Source organism: Algoriphagus sp. NF, from assembly GCF_028823735.1.
GTDB classification, from domain to species: Bacteria; Bacteroidota; Bacteroidia; order Cytophagales; family Cyclobacteriaceae; genus Algoriphagus; species Algoriphagus marincola.
In genome coordinates, this window is sequence record NZ_JAPEIB010000022.1 from 53238 (window position 1) to 69878 (window position 16641).

The 16641-nt window shown below is 44.4% G+C and carries 11 protein-coding genes; 8 read left to right on the plus strand and 3 right to left on the minus strand.

Annotation, left to right across the window (positions count from 1 at the left end; all coding sequences use genetic code 11):
• Complete coding sequence (locus OU792_RS11780; protein ID WP_274670264.1) at positions 1-5514, minus strand: T9SS type B sorting domain-containing protein; 5514 nt, start codon at positions 5512-5514, stop codon at positions 1-3.
• A gap of 83 nt (positions 5515-5597) precedes the next feature.
• Here OU792_RS11780 and OU792_RS11785 point away from each other — a divergent pair, with 83 nt between their 5' ends.
• The 3 genes from OU792_RS11785 (at position 5598) to OU792_RS11795 (ending at position 8839) form a co-directional block, all read left to right on the plus strand.
• On the plus strand, positions 5598-6644 hold the full coding sequence (locus OU792_RS11785) for a PorP/SprF family type IX secretion system membrane protein (protein WP_274670265.1): 1047 nt from the start codon (positions 5598-5600) through the stop codon (positions 6642-6644).
• Between the two features lie 9 nt (positions 6645-6653).
• Positions 6654-7886 carry a M48 family metallopeptidase gene (locus OU792_RS11790; protein WP_274670266.1) on the plus strand — a complete coding sequence of 411 codons (1233 nt, stop codon included), beginning with the start codon at positions 6654-6656 and terminating at the stop codon, positions 7884-7886.
• Positions 7887-7954: 68 nt separating this feature from the next.
• Positions 7955-8839 (plus strand): phytanoyl-CoA dioxygenase family protein, encoded by an 885-nt coding sequence (locus tag OU792_RS11795; protein ID WP_274670267.1) that lies wholly within the window; start codon positions 7955-7957, stop codon positions 8837-8839.
• Here OU792_RS11795 and OU792_RS11800 read toward each other — a convergent pair.
• A complete protein-coding gene (locus OU792_RS11800; RefSeq protein WP_274670268.1) occupies positions 8836-9912 on the minus strand; it encodes an Ldh family oxidoreductase in 1077 nt (358 codons plus the stop codon). The two genes, OU792_RS11795 and OU792_RS11800, sit on opposite strands and share 4 nt — an antisense overlap.
• Positions 9913-9966: 54 nt before the next feature.
• Positions 9967-10911, minus strand: coding sequence for a Ppx/GppA phosphatase family protein (locus OU792_RS11805; protein ID WP_026946965.1), 945 nt, complete (start codon positions 10909-10911; stop codon positions 9967-9969).
• Between the two features lie 181 nt (positions 10912-11092).
• On the opposite strand from OU792_RS11805, the gene OU792_RS11810 reads away from it, so the two are divergent.
• The 5 genes from OU792_RS11810 to OU792_RS11830 all read left to right on the plus strand — a co-directional run bounded on the left by OU792_RS11810 (position 11093) and on the right by OU792_RS11830 (position 16062).
• Positions 11093-12676: an acyl-CoA carboxylase subunit beta gene (locus OU792_RS11810; RefSeq protein ID WP_274670269.1), complete on the plus strand. Its 1584-nt coding sequence runs from the start codon at positions 11093-11095 to the stop codon at positions 12674-12676.
• Between the two features lie 17 nt (positions 12677-12693).
• On the plus strand, positions 12694-13761 hold the full coding sequence (locus tag OU792_RS11815; RefSeq protein WP_274670270.1) for a M42 family metallopeptidase: 1068 nt from the start codon (positions 12694-12696) through the stop codon (positions 13759-13761).
• A 51-nt stretch (positions 13762-13812) separates the two neighbouring features.
• Positions 13813-14580, plus strand: coding sequence for an ABC transporter substrate-binding protein (locus tag OU792_RS11820; RefSeq protein ID WP_274670271.1), 768 nt, complete (start codon positions 13813-13815; stop codon positions 14578-14580).
• 115 nt (positions 14581-14695) lie between these two features.
• Entirely contained in the window at positions 14696-15466 is a 771-nt protein-coding gene (locus OU792_RS11825) for a 3-keto-disaccharide hydrolase (protein WP_274670272.1), read from the plus strand.
• On the plus strand, positions 15463-16062 hold the full coding sequence (locus OU792_RS11830; protein ID WP_274670273.1) for a 3-keto-disaccharide hydrolase: 600 nt from the start codon (positions 15463-15465) through the stop codon (positions 16060-16062). Before OU792_RS11825 ends, OU792_RS11830 begins: the two co-directional genes overlap by 4 nt.
• Positions 16063-16641: the final 579 nt, after the last annotated feature.

The following is a 16641-nucleotide window of genomic DNA, read 5'->3' on the forward strand; positions in this document are numbered from 1 at the left end:
TTATTGAATAATCGTAATGGCTCGTGTAATTTGTTCTGTTTTGTTTTGATCTCTACTAGTAAACTTAACTACGACTGCATATGTTCCGTTTGGCACCAATTCTCCATTGGCTGTTCCGTCCCAAGGGCAGAAGGCTTGAGCAGGCTCTAGATTTTCATGCTCACAATAGAAAATCAATTCTCCCCATCGATTAAAGACAAATACCTCTGCCTCATCAATAAATTCATTGGCATACACAACGAAATTTCGACTGGGGTCATTTAATACTACTCCTGTCGGGAAATTCACCTTGAGGGTACAATCCTCAAATACTTCAAAGGTTTCTACATATTCACAGCCTAAATTATCCGAAACACGCAACTCGTAAATTCCCGGTAGGGTTGGAGTGAAGATAGCCACTGTGGATACTTCTTCTCCGTTCAAATTCCATGAGTAATTGTCATAATCTCCCGGGTTAATGCTAGTCGTAACCCCTTCTGCCGCACAAATCGTGAAACCTGATGGAACTATCGGTGGAATAATCGTAGACCGAACAACAATTCCGCTAGCTCTTCCGATATCACAGCCTGCAGCACTTCTTAGTAATACCTCATAAGTGCCTTCCTGACTCACTTCGATTACAGGAGCATCGTCAAATTCTGGAATTCGTGTGCGCGTTCCTCCCTGTACACGATACCACTCTATATTAGCCACAGTGGTCAAATCAGCGAGTACTACCAAATTTGTGGTTTCTAGGTCACCACAGAAAGGAGTTACATCGAGTTCCACATCCACATCTTCTTCTAATACAATCGCCGTAAATGCCACTTGATTGGGTGGGCATTGGGATCCTGAGATAGGCTGTACCTCTAAGAAATAATCGCCAGCATTTGGTGGAGTAAATCGCTGTTGTCTTCCTACGATAGTTCCCAAATCGTCTTTCCAAAGAAAGATCACATCAGCAGGGGAAGCATTATTTAAGATGGCTTCATAGAAAACCCCCGACTGACAATCGATGATCGGTGAGCTGACTTCAAAATCAATAGGGGCTGTAATGGTTGCATCAATCTGAATCTCTCTAGGACAGTCAGTTCCTGTAGGATCTTCGCCTCGAATGGTATAAGTTCCAGTTTGGGTGATGGTGAAATTTCCATCTGCATCTGGAAGGGTAGTAGCTCCAGATGGCTCAAAAAGGGTGAAATTTAAATTTCCTGATGGCTCAGGTGCGAAGGTAAATTCCTCACAAGCGGTAAAATTGGTGGGCACTGAAAACTCTACCGCAAATCGCTCTGCGACAGGAAACAATTGATCATCCGGAATGCTACAATTGGTGGGGTCTAAAACTTCTACCGCATACTCACCATTAGGTACATCGATGTTGATTGTCGCTTGATCAATGGTGCCGGTAAACTCCAAACCGTCACCTTGTCTTGTGATAACATATGTTCCGCCTGCAGGCGTTCCATTGGTAAAGTTGATGCTGATAGTGCCATCTTCTACTCCATTAGGTCCGCAAGTCTCATCTGAGGAGGTGACAGTAAATTCATAGCCAACAGGAGGATTACTATTCTCAACAGTCACCGTAGCGATGTAAATACAGCCAAATTGATTTTCTGCTTCGATCGTATAAATCCCAGGTAGGAGATTTGGAATTGGAAATACATCTCCTGAAAGTACATTGGTAAATGTTTCTCCAGTCTCTTGAATCAAGACAATTTCTGCATCGGCCTGCATGCTGATTTCAAATCCTCCATCAGCGGTGGTACAGTCAGTAGCCGGGTTGGTTTGGACTGCAGCAAAGAGCGGAAGCTCATTAACGATTAAATCAACACGCTTTTCAACAGTACAGCCATCCAGTATCGGATCCTGAGTGATGAAAATAATTTCATAATTTCCAGCGCCTGGTAGCGTACTGATGTCTAAGGCCAATTCAAAAAACTCGCCTATTAATACGGGAGTGCCATTTTGATCCTGTTCATAGTACCATTCGCCCGTGACTGGGGTGTCAGGTGCAAAAGTGACCACGGCATCTTCATAGCAGACTTCTTGAGCATCCTGATTGATGTCAAACTCGAATGCCGGTCCTACAAATACTTCGGCTGTTGCTGGACAAGTTTCAAAAAGTGCCGCCTCTTCTGTTGTCAATCCATCCGGTACTCGGAATGAGACTTCAACGGTATAAATACTTTCTTCATCAACTGTAATACTATTCGAGTTTTCATCGCCGAAAACTTGACCAGCTGCATTTGTCCAAAGGAAGTCATAAATACCTTCTGTAGGATCATAGCCATCGATGGCTGTCAGAGTCACCGGATTGCCAGAGCAAAGTGTAGCATCGGCTTCAAGTGTCAGAGTTGGAGGAGCGTCTACTTGAATCTCTAGGCTGGCATCATAATAATCCGGCGTGGCGCAACGGGTAACATTCAAATTGACTGTGTAAAGTCCCGGTTCCGTAAATACTTGATCGAGTGTTTGAAATTGATCTCCCGGTCCTCCAAAATTTTCCAAAATCACCGTGCCATCATCTCGGGTAATGGTCCAGAAATAGGAATCAATATCTGGTTCCCCACCTCCTTCAAGCGTAGCTGTAGCTCCCTCATCAGGGTCCAAGCACAATCGGGCCGGACCTGCAAGGGCTGGCTCAGGGATAGAACTACCTCCTAGTTGGGCAAAAGAAGGGAGCCCGAGATTGGTAGTGCCAGGCATAGGCTCTACCGAATCCTGATTGAAAGTACTTGTCGAATTACAACCTGCCCCAACTAATATTTGACCGATTTGATTAGAGCCTACAACAGCTAAATACACATTTCCATCAGGCCCAATTTGCAAGGCTCCTAAATCTAATCCGGATGTTCCCGAAATTTGATTTCTCGTAGATAGCACACAAGCTTCTATTTGTGGTCGGGTAGTCGCATTTCCAAAGCAAGTCGGACAGGTGGCGGCATCCGGATCATCCTCATCGTTTACAGGGCGAATGGTAAATTCTTCAACACCTGGCCCTCCATTTCGATAGGAGACAAAGACTTTTTCCCCGCTATCGGAAAACTCCAAGCCATAAACTTCTCCGTCACAACCCAAATCAAGCAATGCGTATTCGGTCAGCTCTCCGGTATCTGCATCAAAATCAAATATTTCTAATCGATTACAGCCGCCTTCCGAAATAGTCACAGCAACTTTGTCTCCATCAGGACTGAATTTCATCGCGCCGACTCCTGAATTGAAACCATGATTACTTCCTACCGAACTGAAGACTGGCTGGCCAATGCCTTCAGAAGAAACTGGGTATGCCCGGAATGTATTGTTTCCCAATTCATGGAATAGTACCCAAGTGGTATCGCCATTTACAAGTGCGGCAGATTGCTCTGTAGAGGGACTGAATAGGAAATTATCTTTGGTGACTACATTGCCAACACCGGAAGGGTTTTCGGCTTTGATATCGATCAAAGAGAATTTGACCTCATTGCTTCCATTTGCACTCGCTTGGGTAGTAAAAAGATAGTATAGCGTAGGTTCCTGGGGAACGGCCACGGCAATGACTGATTGCGAAGAAGTATTGTCTCCACCAATATTGTCTCCATTTTCCATCAAATCACCATTTAAATCCCAAACGGATTCACCGTCCGTGAAGAAAAGCACTTCTCCACTTGAGTCAGTAATGGTGGTCGTACCGGCAGGAATACTTCTTGGATGGGGAGATTCGATGGGCCTTGGTGTCGGCGCATTGGGGTCATCGGGGTCGGGATTAAAATTCAGACCCGCACCATCTCCAAAATACCAAATTCCATTGCTTTGATCCTGAAGATCCCAGACTTTTACATCGATTTCAGCATAAGCATAGCAGCTTGAGCCTGGCTCGCGTACCAGCACCCAATAAGTACCCGGTAGGCAGACTTCATTTTCTTGTCTTGAGGTCCAGCCCTCTTCCTTGAAGTTGGACCAGAAGTATTCATAATTGTCACCTCCTCCGCCAGGAGGTGCTTCACCGCCTTGTTGCCCTTCTGTACTCTGAGCTTCGAGTAGCGCACCGATATCTACACACTGACCTTCGCAAATGGTAGTGTCTGATGGAGTAAAGTTCGCCTCCAGATTATTCTCGGTAAGTGTTATGCTCTTTGTGACCGGAATGGTCTGTCCATCCGCAAAAGTCACCGTCAGAGTTACCGTGATGGACTGCTCTTGAGTGGCGTCTGCCGGAATCAGGAAATGTTCCTCAGTGTATTCGCCCGGAAGTGGATTTCCGATTGAATCCGTCAAAGGCGGATCAAACTCCCAGTTGAAGGAAATGGGCTGGTAGTTTTCAGGAAGTATTTCGCTGGTTAGTTGGACAGGATTATTGGCACAAGGCTCATCGGGTGTCCAGGTGAAATCTACAGTTGGACTAATATCTGCATTCGGCCCAAAAACCGGGAAAATTGTACCGCAGAAATCGGTTCCAGCGAAGGGATCCATTTCTACAGTCAAGGCAGTCAAATCCGTCTCATCTGGATTTTCAATTTTCCCCATAAACTGAGGTCCGCCGTCCGCTTCTTCGTAGAGAAAGTATAATTCTCCATCAGGCCCAACTTTCAAATCATAAACCGAACTTGGTTGTGGATCCAAAGGAATTTCCTCAGGGGTAGCTGAAAGGTCTGAAGTTGGAATTCTGAAAAGCTGACTTCCTCGTGAGAAATAGATAAAATCTCCATCAGGGGAAAAAGCCGCACCTTCTATTGAGTCAGTTCCCCCACTTTCGCTGATTGGCTCAGGAGTTCCAAAATTCCCACTTCCTGTATTGAAGTCCAAAACCAAAATATCATCCCCCGGATTTTCAGGAATTAGAATCAATTGCTCTCGATCCGCATCAAACACGATGGCTTTTGGAGTAAATGGTATGGCTTCCGTATCGGTTTGGGTGAAATCTCCCGCCGTATTTCCTAACCTTCTCGCAATCAAATTTCCTCCATCAAAACTGATCAGATAGGAAGGGGAAGCGGGAGTTTTGACTACAAGAATAGCCCCTTGTGCATTTCCAATGACTTGATCTTGTTCTGTAATCTCTCCAAGCGGGCGCTCATTTCCTGTGGCCTGACCTGGAGCATTCATATCTATCAGCGTGTAGAGCAATTGCCCGGCAGGGGAAACATAAAATAGGTAAAACAGCTTGTCCCCGTTTGGATCATAATTCAAAAAACCTGTCGCTACCTGCTGTCGGGTATCGATGGGGCCGTTTAAATTTCCAACCTGACCTTGAATAGGAGAGCCGCTAAAATCGTAAACAATTGATCCATTGGAATAAAATAGCGGTTGACCTGTGATGGGGTCTATGGCAAGTGCATTGCTAAAGCGATCCACGATCACTGATCCTGGTAAAGTCTGAACGCTGGGGCTTGTGCCCTTACCGAAGGATAAATAGCTGTTTTCCGAATTTGGACCGCAATACCCAAAAATCCATTCATTGTCGTTGAATCCCTGCGCAGAACTTGACTGAACAAGCCCCAGACAGCTAATCAAGGTTAAAAAAAGCGCGATATGTATGGAATGCGGTTTGCTTTTCATATTTTTCCAACTGCTATCTAAAACAAGCGACAGCAAGAAACGTTTTAGTAGCGGACTGAATATTCAAATAAACGAACAAATCCTTGTTACGGTCTTCTTTGCTACGTGTTTTTTTTGGTTTTTTAGGGCTTTTGGCTTGGACGAATGCTTTGGCGCAAGATCCACAGTACAGCCAATACTATGCCGCACCCCTTTATCTCAATCCTGCCATGGCAGGTGGAGAGTTGACAGGACGAGTCGGATTCAATTATCGCAACCAATGGCCGAGTATTGATGCGCAGTTTACCACTTTCTCGGCTTTCTATGACACCTATCTCCCAAATCAAAATGTAGGGGTAGGAGTTCATGTCATGCAGGATACCGAAGGAGCAGCGAAATTACGATCCACCTCTATTTCAGGATTAGTGTCTTATGAATTGAAGTTGGGAGAAAACTCCTATTTTAGACCTGGCTTTCAGGCAACCTACATACGAAGACAGATCGGGTTTTTTGAAAATTTGGTTTTTGCCAATGAAATCAATCCAAATGACCCTTTCGGACCTTTGCTTCCGGGAAATGACATCCCTGGCTTGGGAGATCCAGTAAATATGCTTTCCCTAGGTGTAGGAGGATTGTTTTTTACAGAAAACTTTTGGTTGGGTCTCGCTGCGCACCACGTGAATCAGCCCAATCAGTCATTTATCGATGGGGTAAGTCCGCTTCCTGCCAAGTTCTCCTTGCACGGCGGTTTTCGGATTTCACTCGGTGAGGGAAGTATGCGCGGGGACTTTACCCACATGCGTAAGCAGCGCTATCTGACCCCAACTTTCAACTATAAGCGACAAGGACCTTTTGAGCAATTGGATGTAGGAGCCTATTTTTATGTAGAACCAATCGTATTTGGTTTATGGTATCGAGGACTGCCATACAAGCCGGTGAATAACCAAAGCAACCGCGATGCAGTTGTCATGATGGTTGGTGTGAATTTGCTGAGTGGTCTGAACATTGGTTATAGCTTTGACTATACCGTTTCCCAATTGGGAATTCAATCCGGAGGCGCACATGAGTTGAGCGTTTCGTGGACCCTACCAAACAGTTATCAAGGCAAGCCTTCCCGACGGGATACTATCTTGCCTTGTCCTAAGTTTTAATCGAATTGCATGAGTCCGGAGTCTTTGAAATACCTCTTACTGGGGGTGCTGATTTTTGGTGTCTTGGTGGAAAAGCTGCTGAGCTATCTAAATGTCAAGCAGCCTGTGCCTCAGGTGCCGGCCACATTGACCGAATATCTTGATGCTAAGAAATTAGAAGAGTCAAAAGCATATCAGCGGGAATATTTTCGATTTGGGCTTTTTTCTGGCTTGTTTTCCTTCATTTTGACTTTTCTTTTTATATGGAATGGCTGGTTTGGGGCCATTGACATGTGGATAGGGTCCTTCATTCCCAATCCCCTGATTCAGTCTGTTCTGTTTTTTGCCCTGATTTTTATCGGGTCGGATGTCATCAGTCTTCCTTTCGATTATTATGGGACTTTTGTAATCGAAGAGAAGTTTGGATTCAACAAAACTACTATTCCAACCTTCTTCACAGATAAATTGAAAGGCTATTTGCTGAGTATTCTAGTCGGTGGAGGACTCTTGCTGGTTTTTCTTTGGCTGATTCATCAGATGGGACCTCACTTTTGGTGGATATTCTGGATCATCGCAGCGGTATTTATGGTGGTAGTCAATCTTTTCTATACCGCATGGATTCTGCCGCTTTTCAACAAACTCACACCGCTAGAAGATGGTGAACTCAAACATCGAATTATTCAGTACGCTAGGTCGGTAGGTTTTCCTTTAGACAACATCTTGGTGATGGATGGGAGCAAACGCTCTGCAAAGGCGAATGCTTTTTTTTCAGGCTTTGGAAAGCGAAAGAAAGTGGTGCTCTATGATACGCTCTTGGAGCAACATCCGCCCGATGAATTGGTGGCCGTTTTGGCGCATGAAGTCGGACATTATAAAAAAAGGCACATTGTTTTGGGGATGATCAGCTCGGTGCTTCAGATTGGTTTGCTTCTTTTCCTGCTTTCCCAATTTATCTTCAGTGAGGCGATGAGTCTTGCCTTGGGAGGAGAAGCTTGGTCCGCCCAATTGAATATTATTGGGTTTACCATGCTTTTTTCTCCGATTTCTATGATTATTGGGATGGGAATGAACTGGCTGAGCAGAAAGCATGAGTTTGAGGCAGATGCTTTTGCAAAGGATACTTTTGCAGGCAAGCCATTGGCTGAGGCGCTTAAAACCCTTTCGGTCAAAACCCTCAGCAATATCAATCCACACCCTTGGTATGTGTTTGTGAGTTATTCACATCCGCCATTGCTGGAGAGACTTCAAAAATTGGAAAGCTGAGGTAAAACAAAAGGTAATTGAAATTAGGCCTAGATTTTTTAACTTCCATCCTTCTTAAATGTGATTTCATGCAAGACCTCGCCGATTTTCATCATCCACTGACCAACCTTTTTCCTGAACCCAAATCTTCCTCCGATTGGGATCAATACCGCCTCAGTCCGGAGCAGATTCAGTTTTTTGAGGAGAATGGATATTTGGCAGGGATCAAGCTTTTGGATGAAAAGCAAATCGAAACCCTAAAAAAAGCGCTTGATGAGGTCATGGATCCCAAGCATCCGCTTCATCATCTATTTCATGAATTTCACAGCAATGAATCCGGGGATCCGAATAAGGTTCTTTTCCACTCCTTGGGGCATTGGCGAATCGCTGAGGCTTTTCACGATGTGATCTGGAACCCAGCTTTTCGCATGGTAGCTTCCCAATTGCTGGGGGATCGAGCGGTCCGTTTTTGGCATGATCAGCTTTTTTGCAAACCTGCCCATCATGGTGGGAATGTCGCCTGGCATCAGGATTACAGCTACTGGACCCGGACGATCGAGATGCAGCACTTGACTTGCTGGTGTGGCTTGGATGATGCCACGGAAGAAAACGGCTGTCTCCAGTACGTGCCCGGTTCACATCGATGGGGACTTTTAGAAAAACCTGCACTGGCAGGGGAAATGGATGGCTTAATGCAAATGATGACTGAGGAGCAAAAGGCGAATTTCAAACCCGTGGCAATTCCCCTGAAAGCGGGATATGCAGCTTTTCACCATCCCCTCTTGGTGCATGGCAGTTTTGCCAATTATTCAGACAGATCCCGAAAAGCCGTTGTGTTGAATGTCTTTGCTGATGGGACGATTTCGAATACCGACGAACCCTTGCTGGAAGGAGTTCCTGTGATCCGAAAAGGTGAGAAAATGGAAGGGAAGTTTTTTCCTTTGATTTTTGATCCAAATGATCTTGAGTCTTAAACCAATTGAATTCCAAATTTTTCTCCCAAACTCGTCAAGTCTTCTATGACAGGATCAAGAAGGGGGATTCCCTCTTTTGCCCGGATCGCTTCCAATTCACGCTCAGGGTCGCCGGGGATTAGCACGCGTTCATTTCCAGGCGTGGTTTCAGCAGCGCGGAATCGCTTGATCCAATTATCCATGTGGGATTTGAATTCATCGGCTGGTCGGAAAGCATCCACTCGCATGGCTCCAAAGAAGTGCCCAATTCCTTCACCCACGGGATTGGGGTCTGGCTCCAAAAACGCTACAAAAGGAGGTACCCATGGGCCATAATTTGCCCCAGAAAGCACTGCGGAGAAAATATCTACGATGGATCCCAAAGCATAGCCTTTATGTGAGCCATGCTCCCGATCTCCACCCAATGGTAATAATGCCCCTCCATCTTTTACCCCATTGGATGAGGTGGTAGGATTTCCTTCTTTGTCCTGAACCCATCCCATCGGTGCTGGATTGCCTTTCCGTTGCAGGATTTCCAATTTTCCATTGGCTGCGGTGGTAGTCGCCATGTCAGCCACAAATGGAGGCTCTTCTTTTGCAGGAATGGCAACTGAAATTGGATTGGTTCCTAAGAGCCTTTCCTTCGAAAAAGTAGGGCTAACCAGCGGGCTGGCATTGGTCAGCGAAATGCCAATCATATCATGATCCAAAGCCATCATGGCATGGTAGCCAGCTATTCCGTAGTGATTGGAATTTTTGACACTCACCCAGCCGGTTCCGGCTTTGCCTGCTTTTTCGATCGCCACATTCATGGCATAGGGTGCGACGACGAGGCCTAGCCCCCCATCACCATCTACTACAGCAGTGGAGGGAGTCTCGTGTGTGATTCGAATATTTGGATTACTGTTGATGCGTCCCTTTTCCCAAAGTCGGACATAGCCAGAAAGTCTCGCCACTCCATGGCTGTCTACTCCCCGCATATCTGCAGAAAGCAGGACTTCCGCTCCTTGCTGTGCATGGAGTTCAGAACATCCGATTTTCAGAAGAATGTTTTTGGTGAAATCAAAAAGCTGTTGGTAGGAAAAGTTGTGCATGATCTAAGCTTTGTTTCAGGCAAAGATACGAGATCATTTTGCCAGCAGAAAAAATCAATTGGTTTCTACTTCAGTTTTGAGAACGGTGGCGATTGCTCCTTCTTTGAGAGCATAGTGAGAGCATGTGATGCTTTCGACAGCGATATGCTTGAGAATAAAATCAATCAATGAGGATGCGACAACGATCATATCCACCCGCATGGGGATCATTCCAGGGATTTGAAGGCGTTCTTCTCGATTTTTGGTGAGAAGGAGTTGGTAGATTCGGTGAAATTCACTGACCGGAAGCTCAAAGGCATGTTGTCCAGTGAGCTTGCACTGAAGCATGGACTCGTAATAGATGTCTGTCAGCGTATCAAAAGTTCCCGAAGCGCCCACCAAGCTAGTAGGCTGGTAGGTTTCAATAGCCTGAAGGAGTGATTGAAGCTTTTCTTCGAGATATGCATGTAAGCGATGGATCTCAGGGGTCAAAATAGGGTCATGATGGTGGAAAAGTTCCAAGAGACGCTGTCCTCCGATTTCGAAGCTTCCTTTCCAAAAAACCTCCTGAGAAGTACCGATGATGAATTCTACTGAACCTCCTCCGATATCCATCATGAGTTCGGTTTGTCCATTCAATGATCCCGAAAGCTTGATGCCTTCATAAATCAACAAGGCTTCTTCTTCACCGCTGATCACTTTGATATCGATGCCGATTCGGGATTTTACTTCTTGGACAAAATCCTGTCCGTTTTTAGCATTTCGTACGGCACTCGTAGCAAAAGCAAAAATCCGGTCGATTTGCTCTCCATCTATGAGGTTTTTGAAATGTTGAAGGGTGTGATATGCGCGTTTGAGAGCCTCAGGAGCAATTTGATCTTGGTTGATTCCTCCCTGTCCGAGTTTTACCGGTACTTTTTCTTTATAGATGACATTGAATCCATCTCGAATCAATTCTACCAATACCAAGTGAAATGTATTGGTGCCCATGTCTATCACCGCTGCCTTCTGGGTACGCATACTGCCAATTTTTTTGGATGGGCGAATATAGAAAGTTATTGGAAAATCAATCAGTTAAGCTTCTCTTAATTCTGTATTAATTTTTTTCGCTTGCTTTATCCGTTCTGCTCACCTTTGGTCTGATTATGTTTTCCCTACTACCCAAAGCCTACTATATTTGGCTTTTGCAAAAACCAATCCTATGGAAAAACAGAATAAACCCATTTATACCGCTCCATCAAATCAGGAAAAAATAGAACTGCTTCAAAAAAAGAATGCTGAAGCGATGCTTGGAGGAGGTGAAGCGCGAATTGCTTCTCAACATAAAAAAGGTAAACTCACCGCAAGGGAACGCATCGAACTACTTTTGGATGAAGGGACCTTTGAGGAGATTGATCGCTTTGTCATGCACCGGGCCAAGGACTTTGGTTTGGATAAGGAGCATTACCTCGGCGATGGCGTTGTCACTGGTTATGGTGAGGTGAATGGACGCTTAGTTTATGTCTTTTCACAGGACTTTACAGTTTTTGGAGGTTCGCTTTCAGAAACTCACGCAGAGAAAATCTGTAAAATCATGGATATGGCCATGAAAAACGGAGCTCCAGTCATCGGCCTAAATGATTCCGGTGGAGCCCGGATTCAGGAAGGCGTGAATTCTCTGGGAGGCTATGCGGATATTTTTTACCGAAACACCTTGGCTTCCGGAGTAGTCCCTCAGATTTCTGCGATTATGGGACCATGCGCAGGTGGGGCAGTTTATTCTCCGGCTATCACGGACTTTATTCTGATGGTTGAGAATACTTCCTACATGTTTGTTACAGGACCCAATGTCGTGAAGACCGTTACTCAGGAGACTGTTACGGCAGAGGAACTTGGTGGAGCATCGGCTCATAGTACCAAGTCAGGCGTGACTCATTTTTCTTGCAAAAATGAATTAGAGTGTATTCGCCATATTAAGTCTTTGCTGAGCTATATCCCTCAAAACTGTGAAGAAATAGCTCCAGTCTATCCTTATGAGCAGAAGGCTGACGAAACTCGAAAAGAGCTAAACGATATTGTGCCTGAAAACCCAAATCATCCTTATGATATTAGAGATGTGGTTAGTGGAATTGTAGACTCTGATTCTTTCTTGGAGGTTCATGAAAACTATGCAGATAATATCGTGGTCGGCTTTGCGCGAATCGCCGGTCGAAGCATAGGGATCGTTGGAAATCAACCTCAATCCATGGCAGGCGTTTTGGATAACCAAGCTTCTATCAAAGCCGCTCGATTTGTAAGGTTTTGCGATAGCTTCAATGTACCGCTACTGGTATTGGTGGATGTGCCGGGCTTTTTACCGGGCACGGATCAAGAGTGGAATGGTATTATCACCAATGGGGCAAAGCTTTTGTACGCCTTTTCGGAGGCGACTGTCCCAAGAATCACCGTCATTACGCGAAAGGCTTACGGTGGTGCTTATGATGTAATGAATTCTAAGCATATCGGAGCGGACTTGAACTTTGCCTGGCCGACCGCTGAGATCGCAGTAATGGGAGCAAAAGGTGCTTCAGAGATTATTTTCAGAAAAGAAATTGCCGAATCTTTTGATCCCGAAGCTAAGCTTCAAGAAAAAGTGGATGAATACACCGCCAAGTTTGCCAATCCTTATCGCGCCGCCCACAGAGGCTTTATTGATGAGGTGATTATGCCATCTGAAACCAGAATCAAGCTCATTAAGGCATTCAAAATGCTGGAAAATAAGGTAGATAAGCTGCCAAGAAAAAAACACGGAAATATTCCGCTTTAAATAATTGACAAAAAAATATGAGTCCAGAACAAAGTTTTCTTTATAAATACCTCAATAATGCATCTCCAACAGGATTTGAAGCATCTGGCCAGCAAATTTGGCTAGATTACATCAAGCCCTATGTAGATTCCTACTTTACGGATAATTACGGTACGGCCGTCGGTGTGATCAATGAGGATGCACCTTACAAATTTGTCATTGAAGCGCATGCAGACGAGATCAGTTGGTTTGTCAACTATATCAAAGACGATGGCTACATCTATGTGCGTCGAAATGGTGGTTCTGATCACATGATCGCACCGTCTATGCGTGTGAATATTCATACTGACAAAGGAATGATCCCAGGGGTTTTCGGTTGGCCAGCGATCCATGTGAGGAAAGATGGTAAAGAAGATGCACCTACCTTGGATAACATTTTCATCGATGTAGGAGCAAGCAGCAAGGAGGAAGTGGAAAAAATGGGAATCCATGTAGGTTGTGTGATTACTTTCCGGGATGAATTAATTGAGCTGAATGAAAAATATTATTCCGGAAGAGCCTTAGACAATCGAATAGGAGGCTATATGATTGCTCAGGTAGCTCGGAAAATCAAAGAATCTGGAAAAAAACTGCCATTTGGATTGTATGTCGTCAATGCTGTACAGGAAGAAATCGGACTTCGTGGCGCGCAAATGATTGCACATAAAATCAAACCCAATGCTGCCATTATCACAGATGTCTGTCATGATACAACTTCGCCTATGTATAATAAGGTGACCAGTGGAGATCAGGTGGCAGGAAAAGGTCCTGTTTTAACCTATGGAGCTTCTGTCCACAAAAAGCTTTTGGACCTCATTATTCTAACTGCTAAAGAAAAAGAGATTCCTTTTCAGCGTTCTGCAGCTTCACGAGTCACCGGAACGGATACCGATGCATTTGCGTATTCCAATGAGGGGGTGCCGTCGGCTTTGATTTCCCTCCCGCTCAAATACATGCATACCACGGTAGAGACCGCAAGCAAGGAGGATATCGAGCAAGTTATCCAATTGATGTATGAGTTTCTTATGGACTTTGATCCAAAATTTGACTTCCGATACATTAGTTAATTGGAGAATTGAAAGTCTTTTCCCCCGAACCTCAAACATAAAAGTGAAAAAATGATGTACAAGGATCAAATGGGAAGGGAAGTTTCAGTTCCAAAAACTCCCAAGCGAATTGTGTCATTAGTTCCCTCACAAACTGAGCTTTTGGTGGATTTGGGGCTAAGGGATCAATTGGTCGGTGTGACCAAATTCTGTGTACATCCAGCTAGCCTCCGAAAAGAGAAAACCATTGTTGGAGGGACTAAAAACTATCGATTTGATATCATTGATGAATTGAAGCCTGATTTGATCATTGGTAATAAGGAGGAAAATGATCAAGAGGGGATTGAGAAGCTTTCTGAGAATTATCCCGTTTGGATTAGTGATGTAGGTGACTTGAGTCAAGCACTAGCGATGATTGCGGCTATTGGAGTGATCACCGATAAAGTCAATCAAGCCAAGGTATTGGTGGAAAAACTAGAAAAATCCTTCGTAGAGGAATTGCCCAAGCTTGGAACGGTGGTTTATTTGATATGGAACAGTCCCATCATGGCTGCCGGGAAAGGAACTTTTATTCATGAAATGCTGGGGCAAGCTGGATTTATCAATGCCATTGATCAAGATCGATATCCAGAAATAAGCATGGAAGAATTGAAAAGACTCAATCCTGACTTTTTGTTTTTGAGTTCGGAGCCTTTTCCCTTCAAATCAAAGCATTTGCAAGAATTCGAAAAGGAATTACCAAAGGTCAAAGTGAGGATTGTAAACGGAGAGATGTTTTCTTGGTATGGATCGAGATTACTGAAAAGTCAATCTTATTTTGACTCGCTTCGAGAAAGTTAATCGGAAATGCCACTTATAAAATATTAAATTTCATGGCGAGACTTTTTTAAAAAATTCAATTAACTTTTCCCGTTCAAATTCTAGAGTAGAAACAAAAAAGATAATTAATCATACTATGAAGAAAAGTTATTTGCTAGTAGCACTTTTTCTTGTTGGGGCTTGGTCATGTGCACCAAGTTCGGAGAAAGAAGAAGAAGTAGTGACCGAGGAAGAAATTGTCATTCCTGACAATACTTTAACAGACGAGGAACGTGCCGATGGATGGATGCTCTTGTTTGATGGGGAGTCCATGGAGGGCTGGAGAGCTTTCAATGGCGATACGACTCCATCAAATTGGATTATCGAAGACGGGGCTATGAAAGGACTTGGAGCTACGGGCGGAAGTGACATTGGAGGCGATATTGTTTTTGGTCCCATGGAGTTTGAGGAGTTTGAGATGGAGTTTACATGGAAAATTTCTCCCGGAGGGAATAGTGGGGTATTTTATCACGTAGTAGAGGGACCGGATTATAAAGCTCCATATTACACTGGACCGGAATATCAGGTGATTGATCAGATTGGTTTTGCCCAGCCGCTTGAGAAGTGGCAGTCATTGGCAGCCGATTATGCCATGTATGAGCCTGATTTGGAAGGAGAAGGGATAGTCAAGCCAGCTGGAGAATGGAATGTTTCCCGCATCATTTTCACAGAAGAGGGAGCTTCCTATTGGTTGAATGGCAAGAAGACGGTGGAGTTTGTTCCGTATTCAGAGGATTGGACTGCCAAGAGGAATTCCGGTAAGTGGAATGACTTTCCAGATTATAAAATTGCCAAGAAGGGATTGATTGCGCTACAAGATCACGGAGATCCTGTTTGGTTTAAGAATATTAAAATTAGAACACGATGAAGAAATTATTAATCACTACTATCCTTCTGGCAGCGATTCAATTCGCAAGTTTTGCACAGAAGAAGCAAAAACTATTCAATGGAAAGAATCTAGATGGATGGGTTATTTATGGTACAGAAAAGTGGTATGTCGAAGATGGGCTCCTGGTTTCTGAGAGTGGTCCTGATAAAGGGTATGGCTATTTAGGTACCGAGGAAGATTTTGATGATTTTGAAATCACATTAGAATTCAAGCAGGAGGCCAATGGAAATAGCGGAGTTTTTATCCGATCTACGGTAGATGGAACCAAGGTTTCAGGCTGGCAGGTGGAAGTTGCGCCTCCCGGGAGTAATACGGGGGGGATTTATGAATCTTATGGAAGAGGCTGGTTAATTCAGCCAGAACCGGAAAAAGATGAGGCTTTAAAATTTGGCGATTGGAACAAAATGCGAATAGTCGTCAAAGGAGATAATGTTACCTCTTATTTGAATGGTGTAGAGATGGTGAATTTCTCAGATCCCAAAATAGGCGAAGGAAAAGGAGGTGTTTTACTCCAAATCCATGATGGTGGAGGTATAAAAGTCTATTGGCGAAATATTATTTTGAAGAAGTTGTAATTATAAAAGCCATTCAAAATTTCCCCTCTTGAAACTAGCTTTTGAGAGGGGAAAATTTTTTTCAAGAGTTTCTGATTCAAAATCAACCACTTACTTGACAAAGTAAAAAAAGGTTGCGGTTGTGATTTGTTAAGAAATAAAATCCTGCGATATTTGTCCTCCCGAAAGCGCGGAAGGCGCCGGGGGAATTGAAAAGCGGGGATAGGGCATCGGGGATACTGGAAAAAAGATTTTCAAATTATTTTTCACCAGATATTGCCGGGAAAATAAAAGTTCTTACCTTTGCAGTCCTGTTCGGCGAAAGCGGGACAGACAGCCGGCAGAAGCGCCGGAAACGAAAGCAGAAAAACAAGCCAAAGAGGGACGGAAAGCGTCTTTTTTTTGAGCGGATCAACGGGTAGCCGCGGATCTGGACAAGCCGGTCTTCAAGAAGGCCGGAGAAGTTCTTTGAAATGTTGTACAGCAAGAAAAAGCCAAAACAAGAAAGACAGGGCGGCCCGCGAGGGTCGTACATTAGGTTACTATACAATGGAGAGTTTGATCCTGGCTCAGGATGAACGCTAGCGGCAGGCCTAATAC

What these genes read in the sequence shown, in the direction of transcription:
- OU792_RS11790 (WP_274670266.1), top strand. Translation starts at nt 6,654, where the DNA reads ATGAGTCCGGAGTCTTTGAAATACCTCTTACTGGGGGTGCTGATTTTT.
- OU792_RS11800 (WP_274670268.1), bottom strand. Translation starts at nt 9,912, where the DNA reads ATGCACAACTTTTCCTACCAACAGCTTTTTGATTTCACCAAAAACATT.
- OU792_RS11780 (WP_274670264.1), bottom strand. Translation starts at nt 5,514, where the DNA reads ATGAAAAGCAAACCGCATTCCATACATATCGCGCTTTTTTTAACCTTG.
- OU792_RS11830 (WP_274670273.1), top strand. Translation starts at nt 15,463, where the DNA reads ATGAAGAAATTATTAATCACTACTATCCTTCTGGCAGCGATTCAATTC.
- OU792_RS11795 (WP_274670267.1), top strand. Translation starts at nt 7,955, where the DNA reads ATGCAAGACCTCGCCGATTTTCATCATCCACTGACCAACCTTTTTCCT.
- OU792_RS11810 (WP_274670269.1), top strand. Translation starts at nt 11,093, where the DNA reads ATGGAAAAACAGAATAAACCCATTTATACCGCTCCATCAAATCAGGAA.
- OU792_RS11820 (WP_274670271.1), top strand. Translation starts at nt 13,813, where the DNA reads ATGATGTACAAGGATCAAATGGGAAGGGAAGTTTCAGTTCCAAAAACT.
- OU792_RS11805 (WP_026946965.1), bottom strand. Translation starts at nt 10,911, where the DNA reads ATGCGTACCCAGAAGGCAGCGGTGATAGACATGGGCACCAATACATTT.
- OU792_RS11815 (WP_274670270.1), top strand. Translation starts at nt 12,694, where the DNA reads ATGAGTCCAGAACAAAGTTTTCTTTATAAATACCTCAATAATGCATCT.
- OU792_RS11825 (WP_274670272.1), top strand. Translation starts at nt 14,696, where the DNA reads ATGAAGAAAAGTTATTTGCTAGTAGCACTTTTTCTTGTTGGGGCTTGG.